The 20,463-nt window shown below is 61.5% G+C and carries 18 protein-coding genes; 8 read left to right on the top strand and 10 right to left on the bottom strand.

From position 1 onward, the window contains the following. Positions 1–79: 79 nt before the first annotated feature. From smc to K2Q04_RS15165, 4 genes are all read right to left on the bottom strand, one after another. Entirely contained in the window at positions 80–3,541 is a 3,462-nt protein-coding gene (gene smc, locus K2Q04_RS15180; RefSeq protein WP_291165447.1) for a chromosome segregation protein SMC, read from the bottom strand. Positions 3,542–3,599: 58 nt separating this feature from the next. Next, complete coding sequence (locus K2Q04_RS15175) at positions 3,600–4,412, bottom strand: thioredoxin domain-containing protein (RefSeq protein WP_291165445.1); 813 nt, start codon at positions 4,410–4,412, stop codon at positions 3,600–3,602. 14 nt (positions 4,413–4,426) lie between these two features. Continuing rightward, on the bottom strand, positions 4,427–5,122 hold the full coding sequence (locus K2Q04_RS15170; RefSeq protein WP_291165443.1) for a DsbA family protein: 696 nt from the start codon (positions 5,120–5,122) through the stop codon (positions 4,427–4,429). Between the two features lie 147 nt (positions 5,123–5,269). Next, positions 5,270–5,812 (bottom strand): DciA family protein, encoded by a 543-nt coding sequence (locus K2Q04_RS15165; RefSeq protein ID WP_291165441.1) that lies wholly within the window; start codon positions 5,810–5,812, stop codon positions 5,270–5,272. Positions 5,813–5,909: 97 nt separating this feature from the next. Here K2Q04_RS15165 and mutY point away from each other — a divergent pair, with 97 nt between their 5' ends. Next, positions 5,910–7,040, top strand: coding sequence for an A/G-specific adenine glycosylase (mutY, locus tag K2Q04_RS15160; RefSeq protein WP_291165544.1), 1,131 nt, complete (start codon positions 5,910–5,912; stop codon positions 7,038–7,040). A gap of 18 nt (positions 7,041–7,058) precedes the next feature. Here the strand turns inward: mutY and K2Q04_RS15155 are convergent, their stop codons facing one another. The 3 genes from K2Q04_RS15155 to K2Q04_RS15145 all read right to left on the bottom strand — a co-directional run bounded on the left by K2Q04_RS15155 (position 7,059) and on the right by K2Q04_RS15145 (position 10,171). After that, complete coding sequence (locus tag K2Q04_RS15155; RefSeq protein ID WP_291165440.1) at positions 7,059–8,174, bottom strand: site-specific DNA-methyltransferase; 1,116 nt, start codon at positions 8,172–8,174, stop codon at positions 7,059–7,061. Positions 8,175–8,336: 162 nt separating this feature from the next. Then, positions 8,337–9,011 carry a ribonuclease HII gene (locus K2Q04_RS15150; protein WP_291165438.1) on the bottom strand — a complete coding sequence of 225 codons (675 nt, stop codon included), beginning with the start codon at positions 9,009–9,011 and terminating at the stop codon, positions 8,337–8,339. 32 nt (positions 9,012–9,043) lie between these two features. Next, positions 9,044–10,171: a PA0069 family radical SAM protein gene (locus K2Q04_RS15145; protein ID WP_291165436.1), complete on the bottom strand. Its 1,128-nt coding sequence runs from the start codon at positions 10,169–10,171 to the stop codon at positions 9,044–9,046. 149 nt (positions 10,172–10,320) lie between these two features. On the opposite strand from K2Q04_RS15145, the gene K2Q04_RS15140 reads away from it, so the two are divergent. After that, the gene (locus K2Q04_RS15140) at positions 10,321–11,028 is read left to right on the top strand and encodes a TIGR04283 family arsenosugar biosynthesis glycosyltransferase (protein ID WP_291165542.1); all 708 of its coding nucleotides are present in this window, start codon (positions 10,321–10,323) and stop codon (positions 11,026–11,028) included. Between the two features lie 20 nt (positions 11,029–11,048). On the opposite strand, the gene moaB is transcribed toward K2Q04_RS15140, so the two are convergent. Continuing rightward, positions 11,049–11,591 (bottom strand): molybdenum cofactor biosynthesis protein B, encoded by a 543-nt coding sequence (gene moaB, locus K2Q04_RS15135; RefSeq protein WP_291165434.1) that lies wholly within the window; start codon positions 11,589–11,591, stop codon positions 11,049–11,051. A 9-nt stretch (positions 11,592–11,600) separates the two neighbouring features. Next, entirely contained in the window at positions 11,601–12,473 is an 873-nt protein-coding gene (locus K2Q04_RS15130; RefSeq protein ID WP_291165540.1) for a uracil-DNA glycosylase, read from the bottom strand. A 220-nt stretch (positions 12,474–12,693) separates the two neighbouring features. Here K2Q04_RS15130 and K2Q04_RS15125 point away from each other — a divergent pair, with 220 nt between their 5' ends. The 3 genes from K2Q04_RS15125 (at position 12,694) to K2Q04_RS15115 (ending at position 17,362) form a co-directional block, all read left to right on the top strand. Next, the gene (locus K2Q04_RS15125) at positions 12,694–14,376 is read left to right on the top strand and encodes an electron transfer flavoprotein-ubiquinone oxidoreductase (protein ID WP_291165432.1); all 1,683 of its coding nucleotides are present in this window, start codon (positions 12,694–12,696) and stop codon (positions 14,374–14,376) included. 227 nt (positions 14,377–14,603) lie between these two features. Beyond that, positions 14,604–16,424, top strand: a complete 1,821-nt coding sequence (locus K2Q04_RS15120; RefSeq protein ID WP_291165430.1) for a tetratricopeptide repeat protein — start codon at positions 14,604–14,606, stop codon at positions 16,422–16,424. Positions 16,425–16,492: 68 nt separating this feature from the next. Next, a complete protein-coding gene (locus K2Q04_RS15115) occupies positions 16,493–17,362 on the top strand; it encodes a 4-(cytidine 5'-diphospho)-2-C-methyl-D-erythritol kinase (RefSeq protein WP_291165428.1) in 870 nt (289 codons plus the stop codon). Positions 17,363–17,392: 30 nt separating this feature from the next. On the opposite strand, the gene K2Q04_RS15110 is transcribed toward K2Q04_RS15115, so the two are convergent. After that, positions 17,393–18,409 (bottom strand): polyprenyl synthetase family protein, encoded by a 1,017-nt coding sequence (locus K2Q04_RS15110; protein WP_291165426.1) that lies wholly within the window; start codon positions 18,407–18,409, stop codon positions 17,393–17,395. A 100-nt stretch (positions 18,410–18,509) separates the two neighbouring features. On the opposite strand from K2Q04_RS15110, the gene K2Q04_RS15105 reads away from it, so the two are divergent. The 3 genes from K2Q04_RS15105 to K2Q04_RS15095 all read left to right on the top strand — a co-directional run bounded on the left by K2Q04_RS15105 (position 18,510) and on the right by K2Q04_RS15095 (position 20,455). Further along, positions 18,510–18,743 carry a DUF2007 domain-containing protein gene (locus K2Q04_RS15105; RefSeq protein ID WP_291165425.1) on the top strand — a complete coding sequence of 78 codons (234 nt, stop codon included), beginning with the start codon at positions 18,510–18,512 and terminating at the stop codon, positions 18,741–18,743. Beyond that, positions 18,730–19,530, top strand: a complete 801-nt coding sequence (locus K2Q04_RS15100; RefSeq protein WP_291165423.1) for a methyltransferase — start codon at positions 18,730–18,732, stop codon at positions 19,528–19,530. The genes K2Q04_RS15105 and K2Q04_RS15100 overlap by 14 nt, the downstream gene beginning before the upstream one ends. Positions 19,531–19,624: 94 nt before the next feature. Further along, complete coding sequence (locus tag K2Q04_RS15095) at positions 19,625–20,455, top strand: S49 family peptidase (protein WP_291165422.1); 831 nt, start codon at positions 19,625–19,627, stop codon at positions 20,453–20,455. The last annotated feature ends 8 nt before the right edge of the window (positions 20,456–20,463 follow it).

The raw sequence follows: 20,463 nt of genomic DNA, 5'->3' as shown, positions 1-20,463 counted from the left end.
ACGTCCGCCCGCCGGGAGGGGTTCCCCTCACGGTAGCCGGCCCGCTAATGCGCGGCTGAAAATTAAATATAATTCTGAGTTAGCTCGCTTCGCGGAAGCTCTGCGCCGTCTGCAGGTCCACGGAGACAAGTTGCGAAACGCCTTTCTCGGCCATCGTGACGCCGAACAGGCGGTTCATCCGCGCCATCGTCATCGGATGGTGGGTGATCACGAGAAAGCGCGTCGCGGTCTCGGTCGACATCTGTTCGAGGAGCCGGCAGAACCGATCGACGTTCGCGTCATCGAGAGGCGCGTCGACTTCGTCGAGAACGCAGATCGGCGAGGGGTTCGTCAAGAACACGGCGAAGATCAGCGCCAGCGCCGTCAACGTCTGTTCACCACCCGATAGGAGCGACAGTGTTGCAGGCTTCTTGCCTGGCGGCTTCGCGACGATTTCGAGACCGCCCTCGAGCGGATCCTCCGGGCTTTCGATCATCTCGAGGCGCGCCTCGCCGCCTCCGAACAAGTGCGTGAACAATCGTTCGAAGTGCCCGTTCACTGTCGCGAACGCTTCGTCGAGTCGCGACTTGCCTTCGCGATTGAGTTGCTGAATGGCGCTCCTCAGCTTGGCAATGCCCTGTTCGAGATCGTCCCGTTCGGCGACGAGGTTCTCCAGCTGCTTGCTGACCTCGACGAGGTCGTCGTCCGCTTGCAGGTTGACGCCGCCTAGACGCTCCCGGTCAGCCTTGATCCGCGTCAGATGCCGTTCCACGTCGGCAAGCGCCGGGATGGCGGACGCCTCGGGAAGTCCCGCGAGAACAAGACACGCTTCCGGCGCAACGTCGAACGTCTCCCGAATATGCCGGGCTGCTTCCTGGCGCCGGTGCCGCGCATTTTCGAGGCGCGTCTCGATGCGGGCATTGGCTTCCCGCGCCGCCGACACCTCGGCTTGAATGGATCTGAGGGACTCCGTTGCAGAACGGATCGCGTTCTCGGCCGATGCCAGATCATCGGCAGCCGCGCGTCGTTCGTCTTCGGCACGCGAAAGTGCCGACAGCAGCGTTTCGCGCTGGGCCGCGATGCGCGCCGGGAGATCTGCGGTCGCCGCCATTTCATCGCGCGCCTCTTTGAGACGCGCGTCTAGCGATTGAACCTGTGCTTCAGCGCTGTGCTGGCGGCCATGCCAGCGCGTGATCTCGGCGTTCGAGTGGCGGATGCGCTCTGCTCGGATCTGCTTGTCGCGTTCGAGACTGCCGAGACGAACCCGCGATTCCGCCACCTCGCGCCGCGCGTGCTCGGCTTCCGTCTGCGCCGTCTTGAGCAGCGGTTCGAGATCTTCGCCGACACTCATCGTCACAATGTGAGCTTCGATCTCGACATGCCGCGCTTGCGCATTGGTCAACTCTTCGTCGGCTCGCGCGCGCTGCGCTGTCACTGCCGCAAGCCGCGTCTCGCTTTCGCGCTGAAGCTTTTCAAGAACCGTCAGCTGCTGGCGAACTTGTGCAAGCTCGTTCTGCTTGTCGCGCCAAAGCTGGCGCAACCGGCGTTCCTCGGCCTCGGCCTGCTGAGCAGCGTTTGCCGCCATACGTTCCGCGTCGATCGTATCTTTGGCCTCGTTCAGGACCGCTTGCGCGCTTCGATCGAGCTCCGCCAGCCGGTTCTTGTGGGCGAGACGCTGGGCAGCCGGAGTAACGCCACCGGCCGCCGCCACAAACCCGTCCCAACGCCAGAGATCGCCTTCCCGCGAAACGAGACGCTGCCCCGTTTTGAGGTGCGGCTGCAGACGTGCGCCTTCCGACCGTTTGACGACGCCGATTTGACGAAGGCGCCGCGTCAGCTCTTGCGGGGCTTCAACATGCATGACCAGTGGTTCGGCATCGGCCGGAAGCGCGTGATCCTTGGCGGGAAGATCGAGGCTTCGCCAATGTACACTTGCTTCCGCCGCGATCGGCGCTTCGAGATCGTCGCCGAGCGCCGCGCCGAGCGCAGTCTCGTAACCGGGCGAAACGCGGATGAAATCGACAGCAGGCGGATAAGCGCCTTCATCCGATCGTGCGAGCAGCTTTGCGATCGTGTCGCGCTCGGTCGAGAACGCGTTGGCAGCGAGGCGCACGCGCTGCGCCTCGTCACGACGAGCCTTGGCGTCAGCCTGTGTCGTCCTGACGTTTTCTTCCGCCGCCAGCGTATCGGCTTCGATCTTGCTGATTTCTTGGGCGAGTGCCTGGCCGCGATGGGCCATATCGGAAACTTGCTCGCCGTCCGGCGCTTTCGATTTCAGGTCGTTGATCTGCGCGTCGAACGCCGTGATCTGACGCGCAATCTTCGCAACGAGGTCCTTGCGCTCGGCGAGCGCGGATTCAAGGCTCCGAAGCCGGGCCCGTGCATCGGCAGCGCGATGCGTGATGTCGGCGAAATGTGCATCCGTCTGAACGCGGCGCGCTTCGGCCGCATCGAGCTTGATTCTTTCTAGATCCTCTTCGTCGATCGCCCTGTCACCGGCCTCCTGGATCGCAGCAAGATCTGCATCGAGATGCAGCAAGGTCTCCTTGGCTTCGTGAATGAAGCCCCGCTCGCGCGTGAGATCGGAATCGAGTTGCTTGGCGCGAGCTTCGAGTTCGCGCGCGCGTTCCGCAGCACGGCTCGCCTCGCGCTCGAGGTTTTCCTGCTCGATCTTGAAACGGGCTAAAGCCGCAGCCTTCACAGCTTCGGCTTCGCGAAGCGGCGGCAATCCTTCGGCGAGGCGAAGCTCTTCGTTGAAGGCCTTGGCCTCCGCTTCCGTCGCCGCGCCAAGACGCATCATCGTATCGGTAAGCTGCGCCTCCTCGTTCTCGACGCTTTGGTGCGCGTCCTGCCAGGTCAGATGCAGGGCGAGCGCTTCCTGCTGGCGGATGTCGTTCGACAGCTCCTTGTAGCGCCGCGCCTGCCGCGCTTGCCGCTTCAAGGACTCCGTCTGCGATTGGAGCTGCCCGACGACATCGTTCAGCCGTTCGATGTTGGCCTCGGCCGCCTTGAGCTTGAGTTCGGCTTCGTGCCGGCGCGTATGCAAACCCGCGATGCCCGCGGCATCTTCTAGAATGCGACGGCGTTGCTCGGGTTTCGAATTGACGATCTCGCCGATCTGCCCCTGACGCACGAGTGCCGGCGACCGCGCTCCGGTCGCCGCGTCTTCGAACAAGACTTTGACGTCGCGCGCCCGCACTTCGCGTCCGTTGATGCGATAAGCGGAACCGGCTTCACGCTCGATGCGTCGCGTGATCTCGAGAATGTCGCCGTCGTTGAATTCGGCGGGAGCCTTGCGGGAGCTGTTATCGAGGAACATCGTGACCTCGGCGCTCGACCGTTCGGGCCGCCCGCCGCTGCCCGAGAAAATAACGTCGTCCATCGCCGCCGCGCGCATCGACTTGTGCGAGCTTTCACCCATCACCCAGCGAAGCGCTTCGAGAAGGTTCGATTTTCCGCAGCCGTTCGGCCCGACGACACCCGTCAAGCCAGGCTCGATCACAAGCTCCGTCGCGTCGACGAAGGACTTGAATCCCAGAAGCCTGAGCCGGGTGATTTTCATTCGTCTTGTCAGTCCTCGATGCCGTGTCGTCGTGGCTCAGGACCGTCGCGTGCTGCCCCTAGGGGGTCGCAGCCGCCGTTGGCGTGCCGCTTCGACTGGCCTGCTCGACGTAGTCAGCGATCTCCGGGAGCGTCAGCTCTTTCTTGATGAGCTTGGTTCCGATGAAAAAGTTCGGCGTACCAACAATCCCGAGTTTGCGACCGCGGTCCTTCACCCACTTCAAGTTCTCGATCATGCCTTGATTCTGCAGGCAAGCGTCAAACTGCGGGCGAGTCATCCCCACCTGTCGCGCAACAGCGTAGATGGCGTCTAGTCGCACTTCCTGCGAGACCCACGACGACTGCTGCTCCATGAATTTCCCGTAGAGTTCCAAGTACTTATCGGGCGGTGCGCAGCGTAGTGCGATCGTCGCATTGCCCGACGTCTTGCCGATCGGGAATTCGCGGAGAATGTATCGAACCTTACCGGTGTCGATCAAACGGCGCTTGAGCTCGGGATATGTCTTCTCGTGAAAGTTGCGGCAATGCGGGCAGGTAAGGGACGCGTACTGCACGATTGTCACGGGGGCGTCAGGCCGCCCCCAGCTCATTTCGGGCAACGGGCTCGGCGCCATGATGTCGGCGACCGTCGGGTTCTGAATGACCTCGCGGCCACCGACGCCAGAAGCAGTCGCATTTGGATCGCCGAAGGGGCTCGGCATGCCATCGGGCTTTTCAGATCCGATGGTCGGGTAGGCAGCGCCGGAGGCGCTGCCGTCAGCGGAAATGCTCGCCGTCGCCCCCGGAGCAAGCGACGGGATATCCGCGCCGCAGCCAGATAGCCAACCAGAGACGAGGAGGATGGCTGTAAGGCCCAGCGAACGGACGAGCATCAATGATTTTCCAGTTACTTCGCCGCCAGTAGCGGCTCCAGCACCTTATCAAAAGCTTCGACCGATGGAGCCTCTTGCAACCGCTTCCCGTTGATAAAGAAGGTCGGTGTGGCATTGACGCCAAAGGTATCGCTCGCACGCGAACGCTGCGCGGTAATCTGGTCCAGAAGTTTCTGGTCCGTCAGGCACTTATCAAAGCTTTCCTGGGTGAAGCCGGCCTGCTTCGCAATATCGAACAGCTTCGGCACGGGGCTTCCCTGGGCGAACGCCCAATCCGCCTGCTTCTCGTAGAACGTCTCGATCAGCGGGAAGACTTTCTCATTGCCCGCACAACGCGCCAGCATCGAAACTGCGGCTGCAAGATTATCGAGCGGGAACTCGCGGTAAATAAAGCGGACCTTGCCCGTATCGATGTACTTTTTCTTGATGGGCTCGAAGACCTCGGTGGAGAAGTGCGCGCAGTGCGGGCACGTCATCGAAGCGTATTCGACGATGGTCACCTTCGCGTCCTTGGGCCCGATGGCGAGATCGGGAAGATCCGTCGGCTTCATCAATTCGTCGACCGAAACCTCGGCAGGCCCCTTGCCTGCAGCAAAACTCGAGTTGACGCTCGCGAACGCCAGTCCGGCGACGGCGGCCAAAGCCAACAGACCAAAGCGAACGCCTCGCTGAGAGGACAGGCCCGGCATAAAATTTCTGAACTCTATCAAGGTCCAACTCCTCATCGCGATGCAAACCGTGGGGTAACGGCGGCCAATGAATGCCGCCTAGCACGGATCTGCCGCCGGAATAAGCCGAAACCGCTGGAGATGGCAACTAAAGGGCCGGTAATATCCGAGTTATATCCCGGAATGCTGTCAGCGCGTCGACGCGGCCGCTACGCTTCTGCCGAGGGCTTCCAGGGCCGCGGCAATGTCCCCCGGAGCAGCGGCGGTGCTGTCGGCCGGAAGTTTGGGCTGAACTGGCTTCTGTGGCGAAGCCGCGCTTTCGACACGAGGAACCTGATGAACCTTGAGCTGGCCGATCGCGCGGTATCCGAAATACCGGTTGATCCGGTCGATGATTTCCTTGTGGCGGTAAGAGACCTCAAGCGCGAATGCCGGGTCGCAGGCAACGATCAGTGTCGCGCCCGCGCTTTGCCCGGCGTCATCGGCATCGACCGGCGCCCTGGCGCCACGCGGCCACTTGATCGTTTCCGGACGCGTAAGCCTTGCGACGTCGGCGCCGACGATGGTTTCCCACGACGACAAGATCTCGGCGCTGTGAAAGCCATATTTCTCGAACGCCGCGGACGTCACTTTCGGCACGAACGAGCCGACAGCCCGCGCAAACTGGCCTTTTACGCTCCGGACGTCCGGAGGTAATGGCCGCATCTGAGCTGTGGGTTGTTTCGTGCTCAATGGCGTCGCTCGTCCCGGCAGGCTTGTGGTGACGTGAATGAAGTCTACCATTGTCGATGCGATTCGAGGGTCCCGCGCAACCGGAGATGAAGAGCGCATGGGCGCGGTCCAGGAAAATGCAGCTCTCCGCCGGCGGCAGCAGCAGCTTCCGTTGCGGCCGGCCGGGCCGTTGACCGTCAAGGCGCTGCTCGCCTGGTATGAAGCCGAGCGCCGCGATCTGCCCTGGCGTTATGGTCCCCGCAAGAAAGCCGATCCCTACCGCGTCTGGCTGTCCGAGATCATGCTCCAGCAGACGACGGTGAAGGCCGTCGTTCCGTATTTCCAGAAATTCGTCGCCCGCTGGCCGACGGTGACCGCGCTAGCCGGGGCCGAGTTGGAGGAAGTGCTGCAGCAGTGGGCGGGCCTCGGCTATTATTCGCGCGCTCGCAATCTCAAGGCCTGCGCTGACGTCGTCGCGCGCGACTACGGCGGCGAATTCCCGAAGAACGAAGCCGAGCTTCTGAAGCTGCCGGGCATCGGCCCGTACACGGCAGCGGCCATCTCGGCCATCGCGTTCGGTGAAAAGGCGACGCCGGTCGATGGCAACGTCGAGCGCGTCGTGTCGAGGCTGTTCGCTGTCCGCCAGCCGCTTCCCGCCGCCAAACCGGAAATCCGCCGGCTGGCCGCGACTCTCACGCCACAACGGCGGGCCGGAGATTTCGCGCAGGCCATGATGGATCTCGGCGCCGAAATCTGCACGCCGCGAAAGCCGTCATGTCTTGTCTGCCCGCTTCAGCAAGACTGTTCGGCAAGCGCGCAAAATCTCGCCGAGCTTTTGCCTATGCGCGGAGCCAAGGCGGAACGCCCCTCGCGATACGGAATTGCTTTCCTCGTGCAACGGGAAGACGGCGCAGTGCTTTTGCGCCAGCGTCCCGAGGCAGGCCTTCTCGGCGGCATGCTCGAGGTGCCGTCGACGCCATGGGGCGACGCCTTACCGTCGAAAAAAGAAGCGATGCGCGCCGCACCCGTTACGACGTCGTGGCTACCCGTGCCGGGCGCAGTCGTTCACGTTTTCACGCACTTCCGGCTCGAGCTGATCGTCTATCGCGCGCTCGTTCCAATCGATGCGAGCTTCACGCTATGGGCCGAACAGGAGCGCTGTCGATGGGTCCATCGCCGCGACCTCCACGCTCAAGCCTTGCCGAGCGTGATGAAGAAGGTCATCGCGCACGGCCTTGCAGACAACTGAGCTCCCGGTCACCCGGACCTAAATCGACATGCGGCTGCCAAGTCCGAGCTGACGCTTTGCTTCGGAGCGAAGGTCGTCGATCGGCTTGAGTTTCCCCTCCGCCTCGAAGTGCCAGTACGTCCAGCCGTTGCACGCGGCCTTGCCCTGGACGATAGCGCCGAGGCGATGAATAGACGCTTGCTGACCATCGTAGAACAGCGTGCCGTCCGCGCGCACTTCCGCGCGAACTTCGCGCCGTGGACCGAACAGCTTGCGGCCAGGCTTGATGATGCCGAGTTCCAGGATCTGACCGAAGGGAATGCGCGGCTCGCTGCGCTTCGACGGCAGCGTTTCGATTGCCTCGGTCTCGAGCGGCTGTACTTTGGCGATCCGCTCGTCGGCGGCCGTCGCATAATCGATATCGCGTTCGATGCCGATGAACTTGCGGCCGAGCCGCTTTGCGACGGCGCCTGTGGTGCCGGTTCCGAAGAATGGGTCAAGGACAGTATCGCCCGGCTTCGTCGACGCGATCAGGATGCGATGGAGCAATGCTTCCGGCTTCTGCGTCGGATGTGCTTTGCGGCCGCCGTCGTCTTTCAAGCGCTCCGGACCCGAGCAGATCGGGAACAGCCAGTCCGAACGCATCTGTAGATCGTCGTTCGAAGCTTTGAGGCTTTCGTAATTGAACGTCACGCGCGATTTGCGATCGCGACCGGCCCAGATCATCGTTTCATGCGCGTTGGTGAAACGCTTGCCGCGGAAGTTCGGCATCGGGTTCACCTTGCGCCAGATGACGTCGTTTTGAATCCAGAAGCCCAAGTCCTGGATCGCGACGCCGAGGCGGAAGATGTTGTGATAGGAGCCGATGACCCAGATCGCGCCATCCGGTTTCAGCACGCGGCGGCACTCGGTAAGCCATGCGCGGCAAAATGAATCATACGCTGCGAAATCGTCGAATTTATCCCAAACGTCGTCGACGCCATCGACCTTCGTATTGTTCGGTCGCATGAGCTCGCCGGCGAGCTGCAGATTGTACGGCGGATCGGCGAAAACGAGATCGACACTCGCGGTCGGGAGCTTCTTCAGCTCGGCAATGCAATCACCAACGAGAATCTTTCCACTCTGCGAGCGGACTTTGACGCGACGCGAACCCATGTACAGAACCTGCTACGCTACGAATTACAAACCGCTTGCCTCGAACTCATGAAGCGAGCCTGTACGCTTTGTACATGATCGGAAGCGCGCGTGAATACACGTTCGACACACGCAAGCGATTTATATTTTTTGATTCGATGTGCAACTTGAAACGCTTGCGGACTAAGCGTCGGCGAGCCCGAGTCCGAGCGCCGGTTTCAAGCCAGGCCCGAGGCCAAGTGCAAGCTGCACGGGTTTGAACGATCGCCGGTGCACAGCCGAGACGCCGAGCTTGTCGATCGCCGCCTGATGTTCCGGCGTGCCGTAGCCCTTGTGACGTTCAAAGCCATAGCCCGGATAATCGCGCGCCATCTCCATCATCATCCGGTCGCGCGTAACCTTCGCAATGATCGATGCCGCCGCAATCGAAAGGCATTTGGAATCGCCTTTGACGATCGTTCGCGTCACCATCGCAACTCTCGGCGCCTTATTGCCGTCGACGAGCACCAGCTTCGGTTTCTCGGCAAGCTCGCTGATGGCCTGCGCCATCGCCCATAGAGTGGCGCCGAGGATATTCTCGCGATCGATCCGTTCGACATCGGCGACGCCCACGCCGACAATCGCGACCTTCATGATGCGTCTGTAGAGAGAGGCGCGAGAATCTTCGTCGAGAATTTTGCTGTCGTCGATATTCGCCGGGATCTTATCGGGATCGAGGATGACGGCGGCCGCAACAACCGGTCCCGCCCACGGCCCTCGGCCCGCTTCGTCCACGCCTGCAATCGGCCGCGAGCCCAGAAGATGCTCCGCGGCTTCGAGTTCGAACGTCGGCTTGATGCGCGAATCGGCAATCTTCATTCACAACTTTGATCATCGCGTTTACCACGATGTCAAAGCAGTGAGAGCTGTTGTCCCCCGTTTCCAGGCCTGATGAAAAGATCGGTCCGAAGTGGAACGCGCTCATCGCCGAGGCCCAGACGCTTCTTCGTAAGCCTGAATCGGAGTGCGATCTGCGAAGCATAAGGACCTCGCCCGCGTTGGCGGACGCCGAAATCGGCCGTGTAGTCACGTCCGCCGTGCATCGAACGAAGCAGCGATATGACCTTGTCGGCGCGGTCCGGAAATTCCTCTCGCAGCCATTCGCGAAAGAGATCTTTGATCTCGAGCGGCAGCCGGAGCAGCACGTAACCCGCATCGCGCGCGCCGGCTTCCCGCGCCGCCTCGAGTATCGGCTCGATTTCATGATCCGTCAGGCCCGGAATGATTGGCGCCACCATGACAGTCACGGGAATTCCGGCATCCGCGAGCCGCTTGACCGTATCGAGGCGCCTGGAAGGCGTCGCAGCGCGAGGCTCCATCGCGCGGGCAACATGACGATCGAGTGCCGTTATCGAGACCGCGACTCTCGCCAAATTCTTGGCAGCCATCGGAGCCAGGATGTCGATATCACGCGCGACGAGCGCCGATTTCGTGATGATGCCGACTGGATGATTGGCCGTCGCCATGACTTCGAGGATCGCCCGCGTAATCCGGCGTTCACGCTCGATCGGCTGATAGGGATCTGTATTGCCGCCGATCGCGATCGTCTCCGGTTTGTAGCCGGGCCGCTTGAGTTCGCGCTCCAAAAGAACGGCGGCGTTGGGTTTCGCGTAGAGCTTCGTCTCGAAATCGAGGCCCGCCGAATGTCCGAGATAGCAATGGCTCGGCCGTGCGTAGCAATAGATGCAGCCGTGCTCGCAACCCCTGTACGGATTTATCGAGCTGTCGAAAGAAACGTCGGGGCTGTCGTTATGCGAGATGATCGACTTGCTCGTGTCCTCGAAAACTTCCGTCTTGAAGGCCTCGAGTTCGCCGAGCGTCTCCCATCCGTCGTCGAATTCCTCATGCTCCTGAGCCTCGAAGCGCCCCGTCCTGTTGGAGCGCGCGCCCCGGCCGCGGCGGCGTTCTGAATCCACCACGCCAGAATCGGCACAGTCTGGCATCGCCGGATAATCTGAAAAGTCTCTGTTCGAAGCCATTTCCCGACCGAACTCTCAAACCGCGGAGTTCATTAGCAGCTTTCGAAGAACAAACAAAGAACAAAGAGCCGACCCCGGCCGTCGCCATGGTTAAGACCCGCGACGTGGCGCGCCTTGCCGCAGGGTCTCCGGCGTGCCAGGAAATGGATATGATCTCGGTAATCATTCCCGCGCGTAACGCTGAGCACAGGCTGGCCGCCACGCTAGCCGCGCTGGTTCCGTCGGCGATTGACGGTATCGTCAAGCAGGTCATCGTCGTCGACGCCGGATCGACCGACAGTACGGCCGAGGTCGCAGATCAAGCCGGAGCCGACGTGGTCGAAAGCGCTCCTGGGCGCGGCGGGCAGTTGGCTCAGGGCGCAGCTCTCGCCCGCTTTCCATGGCTCCTCTTTCTCAACGCAGATACTGTCCTCGAAGATGGCTGGGAACGCAGCGCAACGGCCTTCATGCGCCGGGTCGATTGCGGTGAGCGTTCGATGGCTGCAGGCGCCTTCACCTTCCGCCTCGACGACAAAGGCATTGCTCCGCGCCTGCTCGAGCGTCTCGTTCATCTGCGCTGCAAGATCTTGCGCGTGCCTTATGGAGATCAGGGCCTGCTGATCCCGCGCCAACTCTTCGATGCCGTCGGCGGCTACAAAAATCTGCCGATCATGGAAGACATCGATCTGGCACGCCGTCTGGGCCGCAGACGTCTCGCGATGCTCGACGCGCACGCCATAACATCAGCGGAGCGATACAAGCGTGACGGATACCTGTCGCGTTCCTTGCGCAACCAGATCTGCCAAGTGCTCTATGGTGCTGGTTTGCCGCTGAGCGTTGTCGCGCGCCTGCACGGATCGGTCGAAACCGCTCCGTAAAGCCTCACGCGAACTCTCGCTCAACCGGATTTGCGGTGCTCCTCGAGCCGGGGCATGATCTCGACGAAATTGCACGGACGATGGCGGGCATCGAGCTGCAATTTCAGAATTCCATCCCACGCGTCGCGGCACGCTCCCGTCGATCCCGGCAAGCAGAAAATAAACGTCCCGTGCGATACGCCCCCGCACGCCCGCGACTGGATCGTCGAAGTGCCGACCTTCTGGAACGACAGCATGTGAAAAAGGATCGCGAAGCCTTCGATCTCCTTTTCGAAGAGCGGCTTGATCGCTTCCGGGGTGACGTCGCGGCCGGTAAAGCCGGTGCCGCCGGTGGTGATCACGCAATCGACGGATGGATCGTTGATCCAGCCTTCGACGATGCTTCTGATAAGGCCCGTGTCGTCTTTCACGAGCCTCCGGTCGGCAAGAACATGCCCCGCTTCGCCGATCGACTTCTCCAGGAAATCGCCCGAGGTGTCTTCGGCAAGCGTCCGTGAATCGGACATGGTCAGGATGGCAATCCTGACAGGGACGAACGTGCGTTCGGCATCGATGCCGGCCATGACGGTTCCTCAGAGCTTTGAACGTATCTGCAACAAATCCATCCACGCGAGCTGCTTCGCCGCCGGCGTCCTGAGCAGATAAGCCGGATGCAGCGTCGCGATCGCCGGAATTTTCCGGTCGCCGATCTCGATTTCCCGCCATTTGCCCCTGAGCCGCATGATGCCTTCGCTGGCGCCAAGCATCTCCTTGGCCGCCGAGCCGCCAACCGCAACGAGGATCTTCGGAGCAACGAGCTCGATCTGCCGTTCAAGGAAGGGGCGGCACGCGAGCGCCTCCTGCGGTGTCGGCGTGCGATTGCCGGGCGGCCGCCAATAGACGACGTTGGTGATGTGAACGTCGGCTTCCGTTCGCCCGATGGCACTGAGCATCTTGTCGAGCAGCTGCCCGGCGCGTCCGACGAACGGTTTTCCGGCGAGATCCTCATCGCGGCCCGGAGCTTCGCCAATGATCATCAGGTCGCTGCTCGGTGCGCCCCGGTAAAAGCAAAGTTTGGTCGCGGTCGCTTTCAGGCCGCAGCCGTCGAAATTCTGCAGTGCCGCTTCGAGTTCCTGAAGCGAGTTGGCCGCTCGTGCGATGCGCCGCGCGCCGGTCTCGGCTTCGCTCGCTCCGAGGGGCGTGACGGCACGGGGCCGGGCGGCCTGGGGCGACCCTGAAGCCCCCGGGGCCCCAAGGACTGCTCTGGCGCGAACCGGCGATTGACCTTCATCCGCCCCCCGTGCGGCATGCGGCGCTGGCCGGGTAGCTGACGCTGCCTCATCCCGGTCGGGCCAAGCGAATGCCGCCCCTGGCGCGTCGTTTCCGCGCTGAAGCCAGTCCTGCGCTGTATCGCCCACAGCGGCATCGGCCCCCATGGCCTGCAACCAACTGAGCAGCGAAAGCATTTCGTCTTGACCGTTCGATCTCACCATCGCTGCCGAGAATAGAGGTGCGGCAAGACAATTGCACGCGGCGGCGCGCCGCTGGCATGTGGAGTGGCGCGCCGCTGGCATGTTGAGCCGCGCAGCTGCCATGTCGGGCAGCCGGTACCGGTTGGCTTGACGCCTTCTGTGTCGGGACCTAATCGAGGGTTAATGGTTTTTCAGCAAGCAAATCGAGGTGACTATGTCCGCTGACGAGGCCGATCTGCCGCCGCGTGAGGCAATGGACTTCGATGTTTTGATCGTCGGCGCTGGGCCCGCGGGTCTGTCGGCAGCCATACGTTTGAAGCAGAAGGCCGCAGAGACCGGCACCGATATCTCTGTCGTCGTCGTCGAAAAGGGCTCCGAAGTCGGCGCGCACATCCTTTCGGGCGCCGTCATCGATCCCATCGGCATCAACCGCCTCTTCCCGGATTGGAAGGAACGCGGCGCTCCGATCGAGACGCCCGTGACCGAGGACGTGTTTCTTGTGCTCGGGCCGGAAGGCGACCTTCGCCTGCCGAGTTGGCCGATGCCGCCCATGATCAAGAACCACGGCAACTACATCGTCAGCCTCGGCGCGGTCTGCAAATGGCTCGGCGAGCAGGCAGCCGAACTCGGTGTCGAAATCTATCCGGGCTTCGCCGCGAGCGAAGTTCTGTACGACGAGAAGGGCGCTGTCGTGGGCATCGCGACGGGCGACATGGGTGTTGGCCGCGACGGCAAGCCGACGGATAATTTCGTTCGCGGCATGGAACTGCGCGCCAAGTACACTTTGGTCGCAGAAGGCGCCCGCGGTTCGCTCTCGAAGGGTTTGATAAGCCGTTTCGAACTGGCGAAGGGCCACGAGCCGCAGAAGTACGGCATCGGTCTTAAAGAGCTTTGGCAGATCGCGCCCGAGAAGCATCGCCCCGGATATGTGCAGCACACGTTCGGCTGGCCGCTCGACAGTCGGACCGGCGGCGGCTCATTCCTCTATCACTACGGAGACAATCTCGTTTCCGTCGGCTTCGTCGTGCACCTGAATTACGCCAACCCCTATCTCTCTCCGTACGAGGAATTCCAGCGCTTCAAAACTCATCCAGCCATCCGTGATGTTTTCGAAGGTGGCAAGCGCATCGGCTACGGCGCACGCGCCATCACCGAAGGCGGCTGGCAGTCGATGCCGGATCTCGTGTTCCCCGGCGGAGCACTGCTCGGGTGTGCAGCAGGCATGGTGAATTTGCCGCGCATCAAGGGCAGCCATAACGCCATGCTGTCCGGCATCGCGGCCGCGGACTCGGTCCTGAATGCCCTCGCCGCAGGGCGCTCGCACGACAAGCTCGACGACTACGAAAAAGCGGTACGCACAGGTGACATCGCACGTGACCTGAAGAAAGTGCGGAATATGAAGCCGCTCTGGTCGCGTTTCGGCACGTACATCGGCGTCCCGCTCGGCGGCGCCGATCTTTGGCTCAACACCATCATTTCCGGTGTCGGCCTCGGCTTCACCCTGAAGCACGGCAAGACGGATGCCGCAGCGACCGGGCTAGCGGCGGATTACAAGCCGATCGCGTACCCGAAGCCCGACGGAAAGCTGACGTTCGACCGTCTGACGAACGTATCCTTCTCGGCAACCAATCACGAGGAGGATCAGCCGGTACATTTGAAGTTGCTTGATCCGTCTGTCCCGATTGCGATCAATTTGCCCGAGTACGCCGAGCCGGCGCAGCGTTACTGCCCAGCGAGCGTATACGAAATCGTAAACGATGAGTTGGGCCAGCCGAAATTTCAGATCAACGCCCAAAACTGCGTACACTGCAAAACCTGCGATATCAAAGATCCGAGCCAAAATATTAATTGGACCTGCCCGGAAGGCGGCGGCGGGCCCAATTACGCCGGAATGTGACGATCAAACACCTGGGGGGACGTTGTCCCCCCAGTGCTTTCAGCAACATAACGGGTGCGGCAGGTTGCCAATTTTCTTTGTTGCGCGTTTGCAATGTCCATAACAGTTAGCAATTTCGGATCCTTTCCCATTTTTCACGCGAAGCGTGTCGCCAACCGCGCGATAACTTTGCTAGGTTCGGATCCGCAGGAATCGAATTGGCTTCCGGCAGCAAAGGAAAAATGTCGATGCGGGGACCCCTCGGGCGTGTGCTGAGTGTAGGCCTTGGTGCGATTGCGATGACGATCGCCGGGTTTTTCAGCGAGGCTCCGGCCCGCTCTCAAGACCAAGACCCGGGTCAAGACGAGATATCGACGTCTGTACTCGGGAACTATTTGGCGGGGCGCTTTGCCCGGGCCGCACAGGACACGAAAGAAGCCGCCGATTTTTACGGCAAAGCCCTCGAACGCGATCCATCGAATGAAGTGCTGCTCGAGCAGGCCTTCCAGATGGAGACGATGTCGGGCAACTGGCCGAAAGCTATTCCTCTCGCCGAGCAGCTGGCAGCAACCCGCCAGTCGCATCGGATGTCCCAGTTTCTCTTGGGCGTGACCGCGTACAAGGCAGGCGATTACGCGAAAGCCGAAAAGCATTTCACCGCCGCCTCCGAAAATCCCATCGGCGAGCTGACGAGCGCCATCGCGGTCGGCTGGACGCGCCTTGCAGCGGGAGACGCCGATGGAGCGGTGAAGGCTCTTGATCTTCCGAAGCAGCCTGACTGGGCGCAGTTCTACCTGCGCTATCACCGCGCGCTGATTACCGATCTCGCTGGCCGCAAGGCAGATGCGCGCGCGTCCTACGAAAAAGTCTTCAAGCAGGACAGCCGCACGCTGCGGACCTCGCTTGCCTACGCTCAGTCTGCGGCCCACTACGGTGACTTCAAGACTGCGCGTCAGGTGATGAAGGAGCAGCTCGCGAAAACCCAAGGCGACGCACATCCGCTCGCGAAAGAGATGCTCGACATCATCAATCGCAAAGAGAAGCCGCCGCTCTTGATCTCCAACCCGACGGACGGTTTGGCGGAAGTATTTTATGGGCTCGGCGAGGCGCTTGCCGGAGAAGGTGGCGTCAGCCTCGGAACGATCTATTTGCAGCTCGCTCTCGATGCCAAGCCCGATCACGCCTTCGCGCTTGCAGCGCTTGCCAACGCTCTTGAAGCCGTGAAGCGCTACGACGACGCCATCGCGACGTACGACAAGATCCCGCAGGGGACGCCTCTGCAAAGCGCGATCGACATTCGCAAGGCCTTCGACCTCAATTCTCTCGATAAGCCCGACGAAGCGAAAGCGATCCTGACCAAGCTTATCGAAGCGGACCCGAAGGATGTCCGCCCGCTCGAGGCGCTCGGCAACATTATGAGAGCCCGCAAGGATTACGCAGGCGCCGTCACGTACTTCACGAAGGCCCTTGCTGTTCTGAATAAAAACGACCCGCGCAATTGGGGTTACTACTATGCGCGCGGCACCTCTTATGAGCGGCTGAAGAACTGGCCCGCAGCCGAAGCGGACCTGAAGCGCGCACTTGCGCTCGCTCCCGATCAGCCGCTGGTTTTGAATTATCTCGGCTACTCCTGGGTCGATCAGGGCAAGAACCTCAAGGAAGGAACGCGCCTGATCGAGAAGGCCGTGCAGCTGAAGCCCGATGACGGCTACATCGTCGATAGTCTCGGATGGGCGCACTACAAGCAGGGTAACTTCAAGGAGGCGGTGCGCTTCCTGGAACGTGCCGTCGAGATCAAGCCCGAAGACCCGACGCTGAACGATCACTTGGGCGACGCTTTCTGGAAAGTCGGTCGCGAACGCGAGGCCCGCTTCCAGTGGAACCAAGCGCTGTCGCTCGATCCCGAGCCGCAAGACGTCGACAAGATCAAGGCGAAGATCGAGCGCGGTCTCGATGCGAAGGGCGAAGCCAAGAACGCCGAGAAGACCCGGCAGGTTCAAAGGGACGAGGCATCGCGCCGGCGCAGCGAAAACAAGGCCGGATCGCCGCAAGGCCGGGCCGTGGAGTAAATCGCCGCAAAGCTGGATCAACAAATCACGGGCGCCATTGGCGCCCGTTTTCATGCTGCTGAGATCTCATGCCCCTGAAGCCGGAATTCGCTCCCGCCAAGATCAACCTGACGCTCGAAATTCTCGGCCGGCGTAGCGATGGCTACCACGAGCTTCGAAGCCTCGTCGCATTCGCGGCCGACGCAGGCGACCGTCTGACGCTGACCAGCGATACGCCCGCCTTGACGAAAGTCGAAGGGCCATTCGCAAGCGCTCTCGGCCACGCCAATCTCGTCGACGCCACCGTCGAGACGCTCACGCGCATTCTTCCCAATGTCATTCTCGGCGGCTTGACGCTGGAAAAAAATCTGCCCGTCGCCGCCGGCATCGGCGGTGGATCGGCAGATGCGGCAGCAGCACTTAGGCTTCAGAGTGCAGCTCATCCGGAAATCGCCGCGCTCGATTTGCACGTGATCGCGCGCACCCTCGGCGCCGACGTTCCGGTCTGCCTGCGCAGTCGCAGCGCGATGATGACGGGCATCGGCGAGACTATTGTCGACGTCGGCCTGCCGGGAGAGATCTTTGCGATCCTCGCCAATCCGCTCATCGAAGTGCCGGACAACAAAACAGCGGAAGTCTTTCGTCGCCTCCGCGCTCAGCCGTTGCCAGCCGATGCCACGAGCGAACGGCCGCCGGTCCTGTCGTCCATCGGCGAGCTTATCCGATACGCCGCAACGCGCGGGAATTCGCTTGAAGCGCCCGCACGCGAGCTTTTCCCACAAATAGGGGTGATGCTCTCGGAACTCGCGAAGCTGCCGCGATGCCGACTAGCCCAGCTCTCAGGCGCGGGACCGACCTGCTTCGCCCTCTTCGATACCCAGCAAGCGGCGTCGCACGGCGTGCGCGTGCTCAAAGCCAGCTGGCCCCAGTGGTGGGTAGCAGCGACCCGCCTTATCTGATCCGTTCTCGATCGAGCTGCTCAGCGTGTCTCAGTGAGTGCGGCTGATGCAGAAGCCGATGACCTGCTCCAGCGCATCCTTCTCCCGGCTCGCCGGGAAAATCGCGAGCGCATCGCGCGCGATTGCGCCATAGGAACGTGCCCGCTCGAACGTCGCTTCGATGGCCTTGTGCTTGCGCATGAGGCTGACAGCGTGTTCGAGGTCGCCGTCCGCAATCTCGCCATCGGCGATGGTCCGGTTCCAGAACTGGCGCTCATCGTTCGAGCCGCGCCGGAACGAAAGAATGACCGGCAACGTGATTTTGCCTTCGCGGAAATCGTCGCCGACCGACTTGCCAAGGCGGCTGCTGTCGCCGGCATAGTCGAGTGCGTCGTCCACCAGCTGGAACGCAAGGCCGAGATTCTTTCCGTAGGACCGAAGGGCAGCCTGCTCCTCCGTCGGCCGCTGGGCAAGCGCCGCACCCGACTCGGCCGCAGCTGAAAAGAGCGCTGCCGTTTTGGAATTGATGATCGAGAGATAATCGTCTTCGGTCGTCGATGTGTTCTTCGCGGCCGCAAGCTGCATGACTTCGCCTTCCGCGATTGTCGCGGCTGCGTTGGACATGATGCGAAGAACGGTCAGCGATCCGACGTCGACGAACATCTTGAACGCTTGGCCAAGAAGAAAATCGCCGACGAGAACGCTCGCCTGGTTGCCCCATATCATGCGCGCCGTTTTACGGCCCCGCCGCGTCGCGCTCTCATCGACGACGTCGTCGTGAAGCAGCGTCGCCGTATGCATGAACTCCACGGCCGATGCGGTGCGGATGTGGCCGTTTCCGCCATACCCGCACAACTTCGCTGAAGCCAGCGCCAGCATGGGCCTCAGGCGTTTCCCGCCGCTATCGATGAGGTGGTGAGCGAGCTCGGGTATCATGTCGACGTCGGACACTGCCTTGTCGAGAATGATCCGGTTTATGGCCTCGAGATCATCGGATACGAGATCGAGAAGCGGTTGCAGCTTCTGACCTGTCTCACGAACGTCTTCGAGTGGAATCACGCGACCCAAGTTGGCCCCCAATTTTTACACCATGCTAATATAAGTATTTGCCTTTAGGCCGTCACCCAACCCTCGCCGGCCAGATCTGATTGGTAGTTTAGGATTGGCCATGCGCGAGTTGATTGTGACGAATGACCCCGTACTTATTAGCTACACCGAAGCACTGCTAAAAGATCAGGGCATTGAGGCGGTGGTATTTGATCGAAATATTAGTCTTATGGAAGGGTCAATCGGTGCTTTCCCGCGACGTCTTGTCGTTCCCGATGAAGTATGGGCCAAGGCAGCCGAATATCTGAAGGCGGCCGGACTGGGCGAATGGGTGGTCGGAAATGAAAGTAAGTGAGCCTGACCTATCCATAATTGAGACGGCCAGCGAAGACCTGTTCCTCGGCGACGCCTTGATGGTGCGCCAGCCGCGGAATGGTTACCGGGCAGGAACCGATGCCGTGCTGCTCGCCGCATGGATTGACCCCGAGACCGCCGGCAAAGGACCGGTACTCGATGTCGGATCAGGTGTGGGGGTCGTCGGACTTTGCGTCGCGGCGCGCTGTCCGAATGCGCGAGTTCTGCTCGTCGAGCGCGAACCCGATCTCGCCGTCCTTGCTCGCCATAACGTCGAGCGCAACGGTTTGGAAATGCGCGTTTCGGTTGTCGAGGCCGATATCGCGCGCTCGTCAGATGCGCTTTTTCGCTCAGGGATAGCTTCAGAGACGTTTCCGATCGTGCTCGCCAATCCCCCTTATCACGAGGAAGGCCGAAGCACGGCCGCGCCGAGCCCGCTGAAGGCTGCTGCGCATCAGATGGCGCCCGATGCGCTCGATACATGGGCGCGCTTTATGAACCGCATGGCGCTTCCGGGCGGACGCGTCGCGATGATTCATAAGGCCGAGGCGTTGCCCCAAATTTTATCTGTTTTCGAAGGGCGTTTCGGCGGCATTAACGTCCTGCCGATTTATGCGCGCGCCGGTGCACCGGCAATTCGAGTGATCGTCAGCGGAATTAAGGGTAGCCGTGCGCCGATGTCGATCAAGCCCGCCCTCATTCTGCATGGTCCCGAGCAGGCTTTCCTGCCGGAGATCGAGGCTGTCTTCAGGCATGGCGCCGCACTTCCGGCAAGATTCGGCGGCTGATCGCCTCTGGCAAGCCGCCTGCGGTTGCACTAGATCATGCAACTCCCACCCTTAACGCAACGTCAGAGCAAGTTGCTCGCAGGAGTGAAGCTTCATGTGGCCGTTCTCCCGTCAGCCCGTCGTTCCCGTTTTACGTTTCAGCGGTCCGATCGGAATGGCAACGCCGTTGCGTCCGGGTCTGTCGCTTGCGGCCTATGCGGGGGCGATCGAAAAGGCATTTTCGCTTTCGAAGCTTCCGGCTGTTGCGGTCGTCATCAATTCGCCGGGCGGCTCGCCTGTACAATCCAACCTCATCTTCAATCGCCTTCGTCAATTGGCGGCGGAGAAGGAGAAGCGCGTCTATGTCTTCTGCGAGGACGTGGCCGCATCCGGCGGCTATTTTCTCGCGATCGCAGGCGATGAAATATACGGCGATCCGTCCTCCATCATCGGTTCGATCGGCGTCGTCTCGCGCAGCTTCGGCTTCGTCGATTTACTGCAGCGGCTCGGCATCGAGCGGCGCGTCTATACGGCGGGTACCGAAAAGAACCAGCTCGACCCGTTTCTGCCTGAAAATGCCGACGACATCTCGCGCCTCAAAGCCATCCAACAGGATGTGCACGACGTCTTCATCGGCCTCGTCAAGGAACGCCGCCTCGGCAAGCTGAAAGCGCCGGACGCAGAGCTTTTCTCGGGCGCATTCTGGTCTGCATCGAAAGCCGTCGACTTCGGCCTTATCGATGGAATTACCGACGTTCGCACCAAGATGCAGATGCTGTTCGGCGACAAGGTGAAGCTGAAGGTCGTCGAGCCTGAAAGGGCGGGGCTCCTTTCGCGCCTGCGCCGTGCGCCCGGTGCTTCGGGCCTGGGCAACGGTCTTGCTTTTGCCGACGATCTGGTGTCGGCTGTGGAGGAGCGATCGCTCTGGTCGCGCTTTGGCATCTAAGGCGTCAC

Source organism: Hyphomicrobium sp., from assembly GCF_019753045.1.
GTDB lineage: Bacteria > Pseudomonadota > Alphaproteobacteria > Rhizobiales > Hyphomicrobiaceae > Hyphomicrobium_B.
This window is presented reverse-complemented; position numbering and strand designations above follow the sequence as displayed.

Excerpts from the sequence above, each read along its gene's own strand:
- smc (WP_291165447.1), bottom strand. The coding sequence starts at position 3,541 with ATGAAAATCACCCGGCTCAGGCTTCTGGGATTCAAGTCCTTCGTCGAC.
- K2Q04_RS15175 (WP_291165445.1), bottom strand. The coding sequence starts at position 4,412 with ATGCTCGTCCGTTCGCTGGGCCTTACAGCCATCCTCCTCGTCTCTGGT.
- mutY (WP_291165544.1), top strand. The coding sequence starts at position 5,910 with ATGGGCGCGGTCCAGGAAAATGCAGCTCTCCGCCGGCGGCAGCAGCAG.
- K2Q04_RS15155 (WP_291165440.1), bottom strand. The coding sequence starts at position 8,174 with ATGGGTTCGCGTCGCGTCAAAGTCCGCTCGCAGAGTGGAAAGATTCTC.
- K2Q04_RS15150 (WP_291165438.1), bottom strand. The coding sequence starts at position 9,011 with ATGAAGATTGCCGATTCGCGCATCAAGCCGACGTTCGAACTCGAAGCC.
- K2Q04_RS15145 (WP_291165436.1), bottom strand. The coding sequence starts at position 10,171 with ATGGCTTCGAACAGAGACTTTTCAGATTATCCGGCGATGCCAGACTGT.
- K2Q04_RS15140 (WP_291165542.1), top strand. The coding sequence starts at position 10,321 with ATGATCTCGGTAATCATTCCCGCGCGTAACGCTGAGCACAGGCTGGCC.
- moaB (WP_291165434.1), bottom strand. The coding sequence starts at position 11,591 with ATGGCCGGCATCGATGCCGAACGCACGTTCGTCCCTGTCAGGATTGCC.
- K2Q04_RS15130 (WP_291165540.1), bottom strand. The coding sequence starts at position 12,473 with ATGCTTTCGCTGCTCAGTTGGTTGCAGGCCATGGGGGCCGATGCCGCT.
- K2Q04_RS15125 (WP_291165432.1), top strand. The coding sequence starts at position 12,694 with ATGTCCGCTGACGAGGCCGATCTGCCGCCGCGTGAGGCAATGGACTTC.
- K2Q04_RS15120 (WP_291165430.1), top strand. The coding sequence starts at position 14,604 with ATGCGGGGACCCCTCGGGCGTGTGCTGAGTGTAGGCCTTGGTGCGATT.
- K2Q04_RS15115 (WP_291165428.1), top strand. The coding sequence starts at position 16,493 with ATGCCCCTGAAGCCGGAATTCGCTCCCGCCAAGATCAACCTGACGCTC.
- K2Q04_RS15105 (WP_291165425.1), top strand. The coding sequence starts at position 18,510 with ATGCGCGAGTTGATTGTGACGAATGACCCCGTACTTATTAGCTACACC.
- K2Q04_RS15100 (WP_291165423.1), top strand. The coding sequence starts at position 18,730 with ATGAAAGTAAGTGAGCCTGACCTATCCATAATTGAGACGGCCAGCGAA.
- K2Q04_RS15095 (WP_291165422.1), top strand. The coding sequence starts at position 19,625 with ATGTGGCCGTTCTCCCGTCAGCCCGTCGTTCCCGTTTTACGTTTCAGC.